Genomic DNA, 16,449 nt, shown 5'->3' with positions numbered 1-16,449 from the left:
ATCAGCAAAGATTGTGTGTTTTGGAGTGATGACCATCCCTGGCAGTTGTGGTTTTTGAATATGGGCAGGGTTGTTAAGGATACTGAACTCAAAAAGGCCTTCTGGAACAAATCTTTAGATATCTGCCTGAGATCTTTCCCCACCATAAAAATCATGGGGCTTATGCCCTTGTCCAGACTGTATGAACTTAGCCTGGTAGCGAATAATGTTCTTGAACAGGCATATAAAGCAATAATCACAGACTGCAAAGATTCGGGATTAAACAGGGAACACTTTGAGCCTTTGTGGAATGTCAAATGGGGTGAAGCTCTTTCACTTGTGGGCAAAAAGCCCGGCAGGTATTTTCCATTCAGTTACAGGTAACCAAACATTATGTAACTCCAATAGAGATTTATGACTGAAATAAAAGAAATTGCGCCAGAAAGATTCTATCCTGAGTTAAATATACTCAGGATGAGGCTGGGGATACAAACATCAGAAAAATTGCCTCCAGATTTTTATCTGGGTTCTACATGGAGGGGAATCATTGGCTGGGAACTGCAGAAATTGATTTGCCCATATCCCGGTAGGGCTGATTGTAATAAGTGTACTCTAAATAACAGTTGCCCATACTTTGTCCTTTTTGAGAAGAAAACAGACCTTCCAGGGATGCATGATGCGCCAAGAGGGTACATTTTTTATGCACCTGAGAGTAACAACAGAAATTTTATGCTTGAGATTACGCTCATGGGTGACTGTGTGAAGTATTTTCCAGCTGTGCTTCAATCTGTGCTTAGAGCTCAGAAAAAGGGCCTGGGCAGGAATGGAATAAAATTTCATGTCTGCTCAGTCACTGAATCCACACCTGGCCATCTCGTGGATTTTGATCTGCAAAAAGATATTTTGTCCCAGATACATGGTCCGTTTAGTCTTAAATCATGGTTAAACGATATTGAGGACAATGCTCCTGTTTATCGAATGAAAATTAAAACTCCACTCAGGATGAGACAAAATGGCAGATATATATCCAGTATCAATCTCCCTTTTATGCTTACAGCGCTGGCCAGACGGCTGGGTGTAATCAGCTATTCACTTCAAGGACTTAATTTCTTTGATAAAGAGCAGTGGCTTGATTTGAAGGATTATTTTGCATCATGCAAGAACCTTCCGGAGTTAGAAGGGGATCCTGCACCAGATAAACCGGGGATTCATTCCAGGATAAAGTGGGATGACTATTCCAGGTTTTCCAACCGTCAGAGAAAAAAGGTTCCCATGGGTGGGATAGTCGGAGATTGTTCTTTTGTTGTGGACCTTCCGCAAATGAAAAAATGGCTTAAATGTGCTGAGCTTATTCATGTGGGCAAAGGGGCTTCTATGGGCCTTGGGCGGGTAGAGATCCCCCAAAATGATTCATAGAATAAATACGGATTAATTCTGATGCAGCAAGGAGGAGGGCATGACGATTTGGGAAAAAATTGACAAAGTATTGAAAATTAAAGGGCTTAGTCCTTTACCTGATTGCGGATTGCTGCTTGTAGGCTCAAACCCTTTGCCTGTTTACACTTTAATAAAGTCATTGCAGCCTCGTATGGTTTTGCTATTGGGTACTGAAGAAGTGAAATACTACCTTTATAAACTTGTTGAGATATCGAGGAGTGAAGGAATTCAGGATGTTGAACATGCTATTTGTGAGCCGGTTGACTCTCTAGATATCAGTGTAAAGATAAAAGGGCTCCTTCAATATGCACCACAAAAAAAAGCATGGTTTTCATATACAGCTGGTACAAAATCCATGTCTGTTAATGGCTTTGAAGCCTGGAAAAGTATAGTTGGAAATAATGAACACTGGGCCACATATTTATCTCCCTACGGTCAAAAAATTCATTTGAACAAAGTTGAACATTCTTTTCCCTTGGTCCCCGGCAGTGACTATGAAGTTCCTGAAATAGGTTTCAAGGAGATCGTAAAACTTCACTTAAACACATTTACTAATAATGATGAATGCTGCAAAAATGACCACGAAAATGATAAATTAATTACACTATCCCGTAAAATACATGGATTTCTGTGTGGCAACCCAACCAATAATGTAAAAGATTATCTGCAGCTTCTTCCCAGATCATATATCGATAAATTAAAATTAACTCTTCCTTCTTCTGAAGATAAAAATGGTAAGTCTGAAGATTTTGAAGTTTCTGGTATAATTAATTTTTTAATAAAAACAAATTTCAAAACAGGATCACCCAGCGTTCGCCATAGTTTTAAGGATTGGGGTATGAATCTAAATGTTGATGGTGCAGAGCATTTGGGTATCCTTGATGATGTTGTGAAGAAGTATTTTTGTGAAGATTTTGAGAGCAATAATAAATCTGTACAAGTTAATGAACGAATCAAAGCTATGAAATGGCTTGTCGGAAAATGGCTTGAGGTTTGGGTGGCAGATTCACTGAAATCATCTAAGTTATTTTCTGAAGTTCATGACAGTTGTGAGTTACAGCCACCAGGGGCAAAGAAAAACAGTAACAGGTTTGAAGTAGATGTTTGTGCTATGCGAGGAGTCACTCCCTTTATTTTTTCGTGTACTGTAGACAGTAAAGAAAATGGAATAAATAAAGGCAAGCTTTTTGAGGTTGGTCAGAGATCTCGCCAACTCGGGGGTGAGCACGCAAGGTCAGCACTGGTTTGTCTATCGGATAGTTCTTCGGAAATAAGTGATATTATAAATGAAGGCTGGAAAGGATACAATACTGTTAAGGTATTTGGTAAAGATGATATCTGTGATCAGGAAACTTTCATTGATAAAGTGAATGACTGGATTGACTTACTTGAACAATAAGGGAGATATGGATGATTATCACAATTTTTGATGCATTGGGCATTCAGGAATATCTTTTTGGCTCCAACAAACTGGCGGAAAATATTGGTGGATCTTACCTTGTTGATCAAGCCATGAAAGTCTGGCTTCCCCAGCAGGCAGACCATCTGGGCATCAGCAAGTCCAAGCTGGTTTATAATGCTGGAGGTAACGCAGTTTTTCAACTTGATGATATGGAAAAAGAGGCAAAACCTCTTGCAGTAAAATTTTCTAAAGTCTTATTGGAAAAATCACCCGGACTGAATATAGCCTGTTACCATTACAGAAATAATCCTGGGACTCCATTGAATGTCGCATTGCAGGAAGCTTTTGCTGGGTTACGAAAGGTGAAATCGCAGCGAACTTATGGATTGCACAAGCTGCTTGGTTTTGGAGTAACTCAACTGTGCGAGACAGGAACTCAAGAACCTGCTGTCAGGTATTATTCATCAGGTGCAGACAATAGATTTCTTGGTCCAAGTGCGTTGGCTAAAGTAAGTGAACGTTACAAAGCTGACGGTTACTTAAAGGAGCAATATGACAGTATTGTTTCTGACAATTATGACTTTCCAACTGAGCTGGATGATCTTGGAAGAAGCACAGGTGAAAAGAGCTATGTTGGAGTAGTACACATTGACGGGAACTCCATCGGAGGAAAACTTCAAGACATACTCAATAGAAAGGGAGCCGATGAAGATTTAATACAAGAAATCAAGCACTTCTCAGCTAAAGTGCAAGATGCTGGCACTCAAGCCCTGCAGAATGTTGTAAGCTTTTTAATGGACAACATTGAAGGTAATAAATGTGCTCAATCCTTTGAGCTTAAAGAAAAGTCAGGCAAAATCCTGCTGCCTTTTCGTCCGTTAGTTTTTGGAGGAGATGATATCACTTTTGTATGTGACGGAAGAATCGCATTTGATCTGGCTCACGCCTGCGTGAAAAAATTTCATGAAAGAAGTGGTTTTCATGCCTGCGCTGGAATAGCCCTTTGTAAAAACCATTATCCATTCTATCGTGCTTATTCTCTGGCTGAGCAACTATGCGTTAACGCCAAAGAGTATGTCAGGAACAAAGGTAAAGAATGTTCTGCTTTGGACTGGCATGTACTCTCAGGTGGACCTGAGCGGAGTATTAGAGATGTTCGTAAAGAACAGTATGTAAAGAAATTAAGCACAGGTGAAATTCATTTGACTTGCAGACCATATCAGATGCTACCGGAGAATGAAGATACGATAAATGACTGGTTCCAGTTCAGAAACAATCTGCTTGATCCTTTACAGAATAAAGAACCCTGGTTGAATGCTCATTCCAGACTGAAGGGTTTGACTGCATATCTTTGTGCAGGCCCGGAAGCGTCAAAGATAGTGTTAGAAGACTGGAAGGCCAAAAAATATGTTTTGCCCGGTACACATGGTGGATTGCTTCCAGGGGATGCTTATTCAGGAAAAAAGACTCCTTATCTTGATGCGCTGGAGTTATTGGATTTTATGGTTTTTCTAAATTCATAGCCATGGAGGAGTTAACCTATGACTTTTTTACAATTTAAATTGCTCAGCGATGCCTGCTTCTCCAGCGGGATGGGTTTTGCCGGAGAAGTTGATACTGACATTGATCAGGAAACAGATACTGGATTGCCAACAATTAGGGGCAGAACCATAAAGGGTTTACTTCTGGAAGAATGCACCCTTTTGTTAAATGTTTTTAATGATCCAAAATGGCTGATGGCTGCCCATAAACTTTTTGGCAAGCCAGGCCAGGCTGACTGTTCATATCTAAAGGTCAGTAATGCTTACCTTCCTGCAAAATTCAGGCAGGAAGTGCATAATGCCTTGAATAGACCAAAACACCCTTTGTCAAAGATTGATATACTGCACAGTTTGACCAGTATAAGATATCAGACCAGGATCAGCTATGAAACTGGTGCTCCTCAGGAACATTCATTACGTTCAACCCGTCTTGCTTTGAAAGGGCTTGAATTTTACAGCCAGATATTTTTGCCATTAGATGTTTCAGATGTAGAAAAGGCTCTTATAGCTGGGTGTGTGCTTTCTTTGAGGCGATGTGGCCTTAACCGTAACCGGGGTTGGGGGAGAACAAGGGTTCGAGTTATTGACAATGATCGTGATGTAACTGCTGATTGGGCTGCGAATCTGCAAATCAATGAGGGAGGATCTAAATGAGTCAGATGGTTATTCCATATACCATAATATTGAATTCGTCCCTGGTCCTAACCAGACCAGGTGGCGACACCAACAGTGCTGCTACTCTTCCCTATATCTCAGGCAGTTCAATCATTGGGGCATTGGCAGCAAACTGGAGAAAGACTAACAATAAGAAAGGCAACCTGTCAGGTGATAGCGAATTTAATAACATATTCCTCAGTTCCAACTTGCGCTGCAGCCATGCCTATCCAGTCAGAATAGCTGGTAATCAAGAAGTCAGGCTGCTTCCTGCCCCACTAAGTCTCTGGACGGCAAAAGATCAGCCTGAAAAAGTTTTTGATTTGGCTAATACCGCTATGGCTGAAGAAAAGATGTATGAACCTGGTTTAAGACCGTGGCAAAAGGCTTTTATCCAGTTTGGAGGTGGAGTTCATTTCACATATCCCAGGCAAGAGGCTTATGTGCATCATCAAAGGGATAGAGAAAAGGGCAAGGCTACTACAGATACAAGCATATTCTCTTATGTTTCATTGAGTGCGGGGCAGAAGTTTTCAGGCTATTTTTTCTGTGAGAATGATGAGGTAGCTGATTTTGTGAATAACACTGTCTGTGGTTCTACCTTTTTCCTGGGCCGTTCCAAAGCAGCTCAATATGGAGGAAATATTCAGTTTAATACAATGAATGGAATTCTAAAAGAAGATTTTGTTGAGGCTGATCAAAAGGTTCCAATAGATACAAAAAAGCTGACTGTTACTCTTACCTCTGAATACATTGGGCGCGACACGAAAGGTCAGTATCGCGCAGATGCAGAAACATGGCTTAATGATTTCGCGCAAGCTATGGAAATGCAAAGACAGGATTTTGATTTTCACGATGAATTGAATGTACCGGCGGTTTTTTCTAAAAACACTCTTGTTGGTGGCTATATTCCATCCTGGCATATGCCAAGGCCGGTTAGACCAGCGCTCGTTGCAGGGTCAGTCCTGTTGCTAAATTGCAAATCACAAAATTTAAGCACTGCCCGCTTAAAGGACTTGCTTTGGAAAGGTATTGGAGAGCGCTTGCCTGAAGGTTTCGGAAGGTTTGTAATAAACTGGCATGGAATGGACGATGATAATTCAGAGTTCGATGTAAACCCCATTAAGAGTGAAACCCTTAATATACAAAGTTACTCCGGCAATCAGGCAGAACAGTTGATTACTCTAAGCCAGACACGGATGTTGAAAAAAGCTCTTTTTGAAAGATGCCAAAGCGTTGCAGCCAGATCAGCCAAATATTCAAGTAATATTTGTCGGAAAAGCGCTCTTGGAAGAATCAGGCAGGAAATTAGAACTCTGCCTGCAAATGATGCTGTTCCTGATTTTGTGATACAAAGCAGCTTTAAGGACAATCTGAAGAAACCTTTTTTTAAACAGCTGTCTTTATGCAAAGTTGGCCATGAGTCTTTAATTGTCTGGCTCGAAAAAGTATATAAAGATTTTGAATATATTAAAAATGAGCTGCAAGTAGATGATCTGTGCAACAGGTTGTTTCTGTCGGATAAAGAAAAAGCAAAGGATATTTTGGATCAGATGGTAGTAGACTACAGGCACTATATGGTAGATTTTTTAATGCAGGAGTTGTCCAGAATAAAATCTGAAAATGAAGAAGGGGGAGAGTAATGAAAAATTATATTGATGATATGTCCCCCAATTTCAACGCACGTTCATTGTCTGGGCGACTGGAAGTTAAAGCTGTTCTGGAATTGACATCTCCAGCTCATTTGGGTGGGGTTACAAGTCATAGTTTATCCGATCATGCAATATTGATAGATCATCAGGGTCGACCATATCTGCCAGGCACAACTCTAACTGGCCTGTTGCGACATCATATGCATAAGCTCATGCATAATGATCATCATAAGCCCTTAGGTGTTACTGAGCTTGATGATATTGCAGACCTTTTTGGTAGTCGCTGGGATGTTGAAAGTGATGATCAATCATCTATAATTGTCGACGATGCCTTTTTTGATTCAGATCAGGCAGTAAAAACTGAATTAAGGGATGGTGTTGCAATTTCATGCAGAACAGGATCAGCCATTCCTGGGAAAAAGTTTGATAGAGAGTGGCTGGCAGTAGGGAGCAGGTTTTACCTCTCATTTGAACTCTTGCTCTGCAATGATAATGAAAAATGTAAAAACCGTTTAAAATGGTTTAGCGTATTGCTTCAAGCTCTGGAAGAAGAGCAAGTCAGCGTTGGTGCGAGAAGCAGTCGCGGTTTTGGACGTTGCCGTGCTAAAGATTTTGCTTACAGGCTTTTTGACACAGGCTCAATGACAGGGATGCTTCAATGGCTTGGCGCTGGAGGTGGGTTGCCTGATAGCTGGCCTAATCTTGAATATAAGAAAGCTGCGACAGTGAAAGATATGTTCAGCGAACTTAATAAAACTTTAGGAATGTCAACAAATGAGCTGTCGACTTCAAGGGTCCCCTGTCTGAATGTTCAGATAAAAATGTCCTGCCCGGGCTCAATGCTTATAAAATCCAGCATGAATCAGCCAGACAATGCTGATTCAATTCATATTCACCGTTTGCACCAGAACTCAAGTTTTGTTCCGGTAATTCCTGGAACATCCATGGCAGGTATATTACGACACAGGGCTTTAAAGATATCCAACACCATAGCAGGAGAATCCAATAGATATCTTGCAGAGCAGCTTATAGACAGTCTTTTTGGGCCGGAAATAAAACCTGGTCAGGGCAAAGTACCCAAGTCTTCAAGAATAATAGTTGAAGAAGCTGTTCTTCAAGGTGAACCTGAGCTTATTAATCATGCGAGAGTTATGATAGACAGATGGCAAGGTGGTGCTTTCAAACATAACCTTTTTGATGCCCTGGTATTATTCGGCTCATCAGTGACTATAAAATGGAAAGTCGAAAATCCGTTGCCAGCGGACCATGAGCTTGGTCTGATGTTGTGTCTAGTGAAAGATTTATTCACAGGCAATTTGCTTGTTGGTGCTGAAACTGGAGTAGGGCGTGGCGTACTTTATGGTATTGCGGCCACTGTAAGTATTCAAGGTAGTTCGCCTCATCTCATTCAGTTGAAAGGAGATGCCAGAGGATCACTAGAAATCGCTGAAAGCGAAAAAGATGTAAATCCATACTTCACTGCCTTGAGAAACTATCTGCAAGGGGAAGCCAAATGATATATCCATACGAGTTAAAAAAATGTAAGGCTCCAGAGTATGAACCTGTCAGAGTTGGAAATAATGGTCTAAATGAACTCATTGAAGAAGCTAAAACCAAAAAGCCTGCCTTGATACTTGGCAATGACTTAGATGGTGTTATCTGGGGGCGGATTGAAAGTGGGCATGTCAGCATTGCTCATGATGTACATATGCCTTCAGGCCCAGCAGTGTGGGACTATAAAGGGCATAAGCACTGGGGGCCTCCCTTAAGAAAGGATACCATCTTGGATTTACGTATTTTTTGTCATGAAGAAGAACTAAGAGTTTGGCGTAAGGGTAATAACTTATTTTGCTGCAGGGTTCGGGAGTCATCAAACCAGGAAGTGATGTTTCTTGATGAGCCACAAATTCTTATAGCTGGAAAACGATTAGCAAAAGCTACTTGCAAGGCTGGGCATGACTATTCATTGGTTCAGGGGCCTGCTGGACAAATGCAGGCTCTGCCTCTTGACTGGGATGGAAGAAAACAGAAGTACAGGCTATGGGTCAGGCATTATGCCATGCCAGACAAAGAAAGTGGAATGCTAACTTACCAGGAAAGCAGGTTAATAAAAGTAGATACATACGATTTAGGAGTTGATTAATAATAAAATTGATGGTTTTCAGCAGATAAAAGATCCGAAATACACCTGTACTTAAACAATCTGAGCAGGCAAATAAAAAACAACTCTTCATGTTGGTTTATTAATTCTTGGAGGATAGCAAAGTGGCAAAGCCAAAAAAAGTTAAAATATATTATAATGTTCAAGAAGGAAGCATTTCCCCTGACCAGATAAAGTCTTTTTACAAAAAACAGGGGTGTCATGTAAATGTAAACGAGTACAAGGCCAGACCAGGTTTCGGGGTCATCAATGTTAATAAGGAAGAAGAAAAGCAGCAGGTTCTTTCCTTAGGTAAAGAAGTAAGCATTGAAGGTATGCAAGTAAGCATATTAGAGAAAGATCCAGGAAAAACCCCAAAACAAACCGATCCGGTTGTCAGTTCCCTTGCAGTTGGCTCCAATGAAAAGAGAGAGCCAAAAGAAAACTTTTTTAATCCATATCATTTTGTCAACATAAGGGAATATACTCCAAAATATGCATATACTCCCCATGACAGTTTCGCAGGGCATAATGGAAGGATAACGGTTGAGCTAAAGTTTAAAACACCAGGGTTTATCGGTGATTCCAATAGCACAAAATATATTATCAGCAAGGATACACTGCAGGAAGAGGATGGACCGGAGAACACTAAGTTTGAAGAAACAATTCAGAAATTTCTTAGCCAGAAGACGAATACTAATTTACCTTTGCCAATTTTCTTTGATCCAGACTGTCGTAACTGGAGTGCCGTCAATTATCAAAAACACATAAAACTTAACAACCAGGGTAATGATTTGTCATTAGCAAAGGGTATTCTGAAAAAATCAAAAAACAATACTGGGTCAAAATATTACATCGAGACAGATGAACATATCACATGTTCTCACAGAATTATGGATTTTTTTGAAAGGAATGGACAACCGGCAATACCCGGCAGCACACTAAAAGGCTTGTTGCGCAACATAGTTGAGAATCTGTCTAACTCATGTTTTCCGGGTTATGATGCAGAAAGAGATACTGAGTATCTCTTTCATCGCCTGGATATTTCGAAGGAGCTGCAGAGAAAAGAGGCAGTACAACTAAAGCCCGTAGTTTTAATCAAAGACGCTGAAGACTGGAAGTATGTTGAAGTTGATCAATCTAAAGTTCTTTCAGAACACCTTTTCAACCGTATAGATGGCGGAGAAGAAGAGAATTCACTGGCTGGCTATTTCAATACTGAGGGATCTTTTTATGAAAAAATTAGCATTCGTGGAAAAAATGAATCAGGCAAGAAGACAGGCATTTTTGCATATCATGAAAAAAAGAGTAGAGGAAGGATTGATCCAGTTATCTCGGTAAAGCCATGTGATGAGTCTTTCTCGATTGAAAAAATTAACAGTCAATCCCTAAGCCATCCTGATAATAAACTGAATAAAACCTTTCCCTATGTTGGAATAAAATCTGTTGGAAAAATGTGGGCTATAATAAGAAAACTTCGGAAAGGAAACTTTTCAACTTTTAAGATAAAAAAAATCTCTAAAAATTTGGATCAACTTAAGAAAGAGTTGAATAGCTTCATTAAAACCTCTGATAGCAATAAGAGGGAAGTTAGCTATAGTGTGTCAGAGATTAGAATAAAAAAATCATTTGATATTGATACCAAGACTCAGCATAGAGCCTTTTTTGTTTTTGGAGAAGAAGATTTTAATTCGGCCGTTGGGAATAAAAAGTTAGAAAAACTTACTAAAAAGCAGGTTGACCAGTTTCGTTCATTACTGCGACAAAGAAAAGAAAATTCAGAAAAAATAGCTGTGGATTCTCAAGGCATCAATAAGAGTATTTCACAGGATATGCATGATGAAATATATAATGGCATGCTTGCTTTCTTTCATCGAAAGGAAGGGTATCTTACTTACACAACAGTACCTCAAAAGCCTTACAAGAAAGATCCCAAAAGTATTCTTGACAGGCTTGGCAAGCTAAGTTGTTCCAGTATTGAAAAACTTTGCCCTGCCTGCAATTTGTTTGGCTCCGCAAACCTTGAGCCTGAATTAAATTCCCAAGAAAGCATAAAAAAAACTGTAGGATATAAAGGAAAAGTTAGCCTGCGCTGTGCAAATATAATCAGTACGCCAAAAGACCCCAGGATGAACTATGTTACTGTTAAAGCTCTGGGAGCTCCCAAGCCTACATATTATCCATTTTATATTATCAATAACCGAGATGATAAAATGAATAGCCATAATTTTGTCGATTATGATCACGGTGCGATTAATATTGGACGAAAAACTTACCTTCACCATGATCCTAAGATGCTGGACTACAAGGACAAGAGACAAACGCGCTTTAATGCAACAATCCGCCCTGTGCCTGAAGGTACTGCTTTCCAGTTTCAAATCGACTTTACTAACTTAAATACATACGAGTTAGGCCTTCTAATTTACAGCCTCGAAGCAGAATACAATGGCCAGCGTCTGAGACAGCACATTGGCATGGGCAAAAGTCTTGGGCTGGGAAGTTGCGAGCTTACACTAAAAGAAATTGAGCTAATTGACATTATAGAGCGTTACGCTTCACTTGAGGCAGGCAGCGGAGTGAAGAAATTAGAAAAAAGCGAAATTATTAATTTTATCACCTCATATAAATATGCACAAAGTGCTAATAATGAAAATGATTTTGTCCAAAGGATGAATGAATTAAACAGCGTAACACCTTCTAACGATATGATTGAAAACTTCTCACAAATTGACAGTGAATTCTTTGACAAACAACATATATATGAATTCCACTTTCTAAATGTTCTTAATGTTAACGCCCCGTACATGCTTGGTCTTCCTATAGTGTACGCTGCAGGAATTGAAAAAGGCTTTGAGTGGTATCAAAAAGCAAAACAGGATACAAGTCAGAGACTTTTCAGCCCTAAGGCACTTGAAGAAGCACTTATAAATAGTCAGTCAATGAAAGCATATGCTTTATCTCAAAAATAAGCATTAATTGAAAATTCTACTTTACGCAGTGATAGGTGTTTTATAGTCACATGTACTTCGGGGATGCTTTGATTTTGTTGAGACAATCCTGATATTTGAAATGTTGGATGTAACTTTTATATTCCAAGTATATGATTGTCACTGCTACCAAAAGTTGAAATGAAGAGGGGCAAGATAGCAATAAATTTTAGATTTATTTATTGTTGATTTTTCAAAAAGCCTTTGAATTATTGGCGTGTTTTGTGTGATCGTTTCCAAGTCCTCAACATTTATGTAAGATTCACTGCAATCGCCATCGTGAGCAAGTTGTTTTTTTAAGCATGCATTAATTAATCGCAAGGCATTGCATCTAAACGAATTGGAAGATTCAATCTTTGACTTTACTAAGCTAATATTTGTTTTTTCAGAGTTCATCTTATGTAATTGAAATTGCCAGAAAGCTATCAGCTGACCAGGGTGATAGTGTGACGCTTGAATGCTGTTTAAAATTTTTTTTTCATGATTTGTAAGTCCTGGTTTATGGGCCTCCAGCTTGAGAATTGCAGCAAGAAGATAATAGTTGTTCATGCAGAGATCAGAAAGAGGAGCATAATTCTTTTTCAGCATTTCAAGCAACGACCATGCTTTATCTAATTCATGCAGATCTATAAACAATTGAATTTTATAAGTGAGGTAGCGTAAACGGTCGTCAGTGGTTTGTTGTAAATTAAATATGAATTCCCACTGCTCCATTGCTTCTTTTGTTCTGCCAGATAAAGCAACTGTAAGGAAATTTGCTCCAAGCAAATGAGCAGCGGAGGTAATAAATTTGCTGTCATTCATCAAAGTCTCTTTTATCATGCTGATCTCTTCCTCAGCTTTATCAAAATTTAGACAATTTTGATAATAATCAATAAGTTGAGCAAGCGACCTGTAAAGAATATTTTTATTTGTTATATCAACAAGATCCTTATTGATGAGTTCTAGGTATTTTTCAGCTTCGACTGCATTTCCCTTAAGGTTGGCAGATGCCAATTTGTTCAGATAAGCAGTGACCTTAAGTTCAACAGGATAATTTTTTAAAATAGAATCATCTATGCACTCACTCAATAGCGAATTTGTAAAATATTGGTATGGTGTCTTTGATAGACTGTCCTGAATTGCCGAGCAAATACGTTCAATTTCTAATGAGTTTAAAGCAGAGAACATAGAACGAGCTAAATTTCGTAAAATTACCCCAGCATAAGGCCTTATATGTTTTTCTGTACTGTTTGCTATGGAGAGGAGGGTTTTATATGGTGATTCTCCGGATTGACGCACAATTATTGACAGATTTTGCAATGCCTCTGCATTGTATGGCAAAGAAATGGTTCTTTTTCGCTCAAGCAAAGCGCTCGCTTGTTTGTATGTTTCATGAGTCATTCTGTCCTTATCCATCCTGAATATATGGCCTAACGAATCAACATAACCCATATAGGGATGCTCATCCTTTGCAATTATTCTTGGAGTGGTAATATCTAAAGTATCCCAACCTTTTCTGGATTGCATTTGTTCAGCGAGGTCAAACGTAAACCCGTCAAGCACATTAGAGCCTGCTGGCATGTTTTGAACATTTTCAATGTAAATATGAACAGGATTTTTTTGGAGTGCCTTCGTTTGAGCCTGACTGGATGCAATAAGTTCAAGACAAAAGATAATAGCGTTACGCCACATTTGCAGGTGCAATCCAAAGTCACAGTCACTTGACTTATAGGGAACTCCCGACTGATAAATCCACCCTACACAAAAAATGCTGGAGTCCTCGAGCAGAAAGTTTCTAATTTTTATAGAATCAGAATCATCGCTATCTATGCTGTGATATCCAATCGGGCAACAAGGTGGTTTAGAACCTGGCGGAATGATTACAGCCATCATGACAGATGGATTCTTAAGGCTTTTACAGTGATCTATACAGGGTCCAGTTTCATCCATAACGACTGTCCAGGAATTTTTTTCAATATCTGCAATAAGAGGAAAAAGAAATCTGGCTGTAGCATTCTTTAAAAAAGCATGGTTAAGGCTACTTTGATTATTTTTTGGTATAACAGTTAAACATGGCTCTAATAGATGAGAATATATATTGGGGAACATGCTTTTTTTTAATTCTTCGCATCTATAAACTTGGTAATTATCAGGAACGAGCTCTTCAATTTCTTTTTTGAAGGCTCTAATATCATTGTGCTTAGTGTCTGGGACGATCAAAATTGGCTTGTTGGGATTGATTAGTTTTTCCAGATCAGACAGCCATGAGCTATATGTAGTCACTATGCCGGTTGTGTCTCTCTTTTTAGCAGAAGAAACTGCATGGACCGGCTGAAACTTTGGACAGCTTGTTTCACTGTTAAACTCGATATTTACCTTAAAACAAATCTTGGCATTTTTTTCGAAAAGGCCTTCATCCAACTTTTCTCTGGGTAAAAAAAGAGCTTCCAGAAAAAAAGGAGATCGAACTATAGCATATCCTGCACCGATTTTTTCTATAAGCCCATAAAATTTTTTTTCTTTTAAATTTTTTGTGGTTTCAGTATCCTGTGAGTCTAACATACTTTTTTGCCATTGAACTGTTTCAAGCTTACGACATAAATCATATAACCTTTTAATATCTTTATAGCGCAAGTTGGCGCAGAGGATTTCTATGCTTGAGCTCAAAGCTTTAATTTTTTTGAATCGATCATAGAATGGTATATTAATTTCAGGGGAAATGCTTTTGGTGTCTTTTTGATTATATTTATTATTTAATACATTGTAACAATACCGACAAATTTCTGTTTTATTGTTTAATAAATATTTCCATCCTTTATTAATTTCTATATCTGAATATTGTTTGCAAATAGAAATAACATGTTTGCGAAGCTCTGCAGATTCTAATGCATTATGCATAAGAAAAGGTTGTTTTTTTCTTTTCTTGTTATCAGTAAGATAATTAAACTCGAACCTGTAACCGCCTTTCTTTTTTTTACCTATAGAGATGTGTCCATTATACTTTTGGCCAATTTTTATAAGATTAATCATATTGTTTGGTAAAGAGAAGAAGATATATTCTTCAAATTCCTGGTTAAATAAGCCTGCTGATACAACTTTACCATTTGGTTGTTTATTCAAGATTTTAACTTCACATGTCCAAGCTTTTCCCTGAATTTTTTTCATTAAATCATAATAATTACTATCATTGTTGCTCAAACTCTTGATGCTATATTTTTGTATTGAATTAACCATGATTGAATATTTCCTTGATCCTGCCTCACTTGGTGTCAGATCCTGAATGATTTGAATTTTCTTTTCTTCATGATTTTTTAAAGGGAGATGAGATCTGAGAGTTTGCACAAAAAAATGGATCTGGACAAAATGTATTTGATTATCAGCAATACTCTTTTCTTTTTGTAAATGGTTCTTGATTCCTTGCCTGAGACTTCCTGAAAAGTCAATTATGACGCTGCTGGTACTTACCAACAGAATTTTTTTATCTAAACAATAGTTATTTCCTTAGGGCTAACCTTCAATTCCACGCTCAGGCCAAACACTTTAAGTAACGAATTAGAATATTCTTCTAAAATTTCTAAAGAAGGTTCAGCTGGCTGTATGATTTCAGATACCTTTAAAAGTATAATATATGGGTCTGCAAAAGAAATATCCAAGCCTAAATCCCTCATAATTGGAACAGCATCCATTATTAAAAGCATAGACTTTTCTGATTGGTCCATAGAAAGTATACTTTTGATAACTTCCAGGCCCTCCATATACTTCTCTCTCATCACCTCCTTGCCTAAAAATTGAATTAACTTCATTTCCACGAAGTACTCAACTACCGAACCTACTATGTGATATATTCTAAACATATCCTCTTCAGTAGGTTTCTGCTCTGACTTGAAGCCACCCACACCAAACACAGGAGCTACCTTTTCTGCAAGGTAAGCATGTATAAGCTCATGAGCGAAGTTAAGATCTTCTTTGTCCTCCTCCTTTCTGATCCTGATTATGTGTCTCTTTTCCTGAGATTTAGTAATAATATTAAAGATCTGGACCTTTGGATCTTTAATAATTTCTACTTCCCATTCTAACTCTGCCATTAATAGTTTAATGTTCTCTTTTCCCATTAATACCTCCGTGTGATGAGCGACAATAATTTTTTCCAATTGATCAACAAATGTTTATCCTTGAACTTCATACAGGAGGCAAAGGTTGATCACAGACAATCAGGTGAGGAAACTAATGAAATTCTTAGGACAAGGGAAGTCAAAGGAGCAGTCAGCAGCAAAAAGTGTCATGGATGTAAAGAGCGGGCGAAAGTATAGGGATTTGGACAAACTGCCAAGTTAGTTGCAGGCTGAAAGGATACGGGGCTATAGTACTCGCAGCGATCCTTTCATTAAGGAGTGGTCGATAGTTATAGTTATAGCCTTTTTAGAGATCAATCCTGCTCTTGAAGCAAAGACTTAGTTTGAGCACTTACAAATGCAGTATCCTGGTCGTTTTTCTGATGGCCAGCTTCGGACCTTTCAAAGAAAGATCAAGGGATGGCTGATCACAGAACCAGTCAGTGAGGTGCTTTTTCTTCAGGTCCACAAGTTGGGGCAATGTTTCTGACCACTGCCAGCTTTGCCAGGGCGGAGGCTCCGGCAGTGTCTCAAACCCCTATAGCCGGGGCAATGTTTCTGAC

At 38.8% G+C, this 16,449-nt stretch carries 12 protein-coding genes; 10 read left to right on the top strand and 2 right to left on the bottom strand.

Annotated elements, in window-relative coordinates:
* The 9 genes from LZ23_RS21800 to LZ23_RS21760 all read left to right on the top strand — a co-directional run.
* Positions 1-363, top strand: a 363-nt coding sequence (locus LZ23_RS21800) for a hypothetical protein (protein ID WP_232300561.1), incomplete at its 5' end; no start/stop codon positions are given.
* 30 nt (positions 364-393) lie between these two features.
* Positions 394-1,395 carry a CRISPR system precrRNA processing endoribonuclease RAMP protein Cas6 gene (gene cas6, locus LZ23_RS21795; protein WP_045217691.1) on the top strand — a complete coding sequence of 334 codons (1,002 nt, stop codon included), beginning with the start codon at positions 394-396 and terminating at the stop codon, positions 1,393-1,395.
* 40 nt (positions 1,396-1,435) lie between these two features.
* Complete coding sequence (locus LZ23_RS21790; RefSeq protein WP_045217690.1) at positions 1,436-2,815, top strand: hypothetical protein; 1,380 nt, start codon at positions 1,436-1,438, stop codon at positions 2,813-2,815.
* An 11-nt stretch (positions 2,816-2,826) separates the two neighbouring features.
* On the top strand, positions 2,827-4,341 hold the full coding sequence (locus LZ23_RS21785; protein ID WP_045217688.1) for a Cas10/Cmr2 second palm domain-containing protein: 1,515 nt from the start codon (positions 2,827-2,829) through the stop codon (positions 4,339-4,341).
* 18 nt (positions 4,342-4,359) lie between these two features.
* Positions 4,360-5,013: an RAMP superfamily CRISPR-associated protein gene (locus LZ23_RS21780; RefSeq protein ID WP_045217686.1), complete on the top strand. Its 654-nt coding sequence runs from the start codon at positions 4,360-4,362 to the stop codon at positions 5,011-5,013.
* Positions 5,010-6,656, top strand: coding sequence for an RAMP superfamily CRISPR-associated protein (locus LZ23_RS21775; protein WP_045217685.1), 1,647 nt, complete (start codon positions 5,010-5,012; stop codon positions 6,654-6,656). Before LZ23_RS21780 ends, LZ23_RS21775 begins: the two co-directional genes overlap by 4 nt.
* Positions 6,656-8,182 (top strand): RAMP superfamily CRISPR-associated protein, encoded by a 1,527-nt coding sequence (locus tag LZ23_RS21770; RefSeq protein ID WP_045217684.1) that lies wholly within the window; start codon positions 6,656-6,658, stop codon positions 8,180-8,182. Before LZ23_RS21775 ends, LZ23_RS21770 begins: the two co-directional genes overlap by 1 nt.
* The gene (gene csx19, locus LZ23_RS21765) at positions 8,179-8,808 is read left to right on the top strand and encodes a type III-D CRISPR-associated protein Csx19 (RefSeq protein WP_045217683.1); all 630 of its coding nucleotides are present in this window, start codon (positions 8,179-8,181) and stop codon (positions 8,806-8,808) included. Before LZ23_RS21770 ends, csx19 begins: the two co-directional genes overlap by 4 nt.
* Positions 8,809-8,930: 122 nt before the next feature.
* On the top strand, positions 8,931-11,774 hold the full coding sequence (locus LZ23_RS21760; protein ID WP_045217681.1) for a TIGR03986 family type III CRISPR-associated RAMP protein: 2,844 nt from the start codon (positions 8,931-8,933) through the stop codon (positions 11,772-11,774).
* Between the two features lie 144 nt (positions 11,775-11,918).
* On the opposite strand, the gene LZ23_RS21755 is transcribed toward LZ23_RS21760, so the two are convergent.
* A complete protein-coding gene (locus tag LZ23_RS21755) occupies positions 11,919-15,242 on the bottom strand; it encodes a hypothetical protein (RefSeq protein ID WP_045217679.1) in 3,324 nt (1,107 codons plus the stop codon).
* A gap of 14 nt (positions 15,243-15,256) precedes the next feature.
* On the bottom strand, positions 15,257-15,886 hold the full coding sequence (locus tag LZ23_RS21750; RefSeq protein WP_045217677.1) for a hypothetical protein: 630 nt from the start codon (positions 15,884-15,886) through the stop codon (positions 15,257-15,259).
* Between the two features lie 358 nt (positions 15,887-16,244).
* Between LZ23_RS21750 and LZ23_RS25720 the strand changes: the two genes are divergently transcribed.
* Entirely contained in the window at positions 16,245-16,376 is a 132-nt protein-coding gene (locus tag LZ23_RS25720; RefSeq protein ID WP_492207396.1) for a hypothetical protein, read from the top strand.
* The last annotated feature ends 73 nt before the right edge of the window (positions 16,377-16,449 follow it).

Source organism: Desulfonatronovibrio magnus (assembly GCF_000934755.1).
GTDB lineage: Bacteria > Desulfobacterota > Desulfovibrionia > Desulfovibrionales > Desulfonatronovibrionaceae > Desulfonatronovibrio > Desulfonatronovibrio magnus.
This window is presented reverse-complemented; position numbering and strand designations above follow the sequence as displayed.

Bases quoted from the DNA above. Each gene is read 5' to 3' on its own strand.
- cas6 (WP_045217691.1), top strand. From the start codon at position 394: ATGACTGAAATAAAAGAAATTGCGCCAGAAAGATTCTATCCTGAGTTA.
- LZ23_RS21790 (WP_045217690.1), top strand. From the start codon at position 1,436: ATGACGATTTGGGAAAAAATTGACAAAGTATTGAAAATTAAAGGGCTT.
- LZ23_RS21785 (WP_045217688.1), top strand. From the start codon at position 2,827: ATGATTATCACAATTTTTGATGCATTGGGCATTCAGGAATATCTTTTT.
- LZ23_RS21780 (WP_045217686.1), top strand. From the start codon at position 4,360: ATGACTTTTTTACAATTTAAATTGCTCAGCGATGCCTGCTTCTCCAGC.
- LZ23_RS21775 (WP_045217685.1), top strand. From the start codon at position 5,010: ATGAGTCAGATGGTTATTCCATATACCATAATATTGAATTCGTCCCTG.
- LZ23_RS21770 (WP_045217684.1), top strand. From the start codon at position 6,656: ATGAAAAATTATATTGATGATATGTCCCCCAATTTCAACGCACGTTCA.
- csx19 (WP_045217683.1), top strand. From the start codon at position 8,179: ATGATATATCCATACGAGTTAAAAAAATGTAAGGCTCCAGAGTATGAA.
- LZ23_RS21750 (WP_045217677.1), bottom strand. From the start codon at position 15,886: ATGGGAAAAGAGAACATTAAACTATTAATGGCAGAGTTAGAATGGGAA.
- LZ23_RS25720 (WP_492207396.1), top strand. From the start codon at position 16,245: ATGCAGTATCCTGGTCGTTTTTCTGATGGCCAGCTTCGGACCTTTCAA.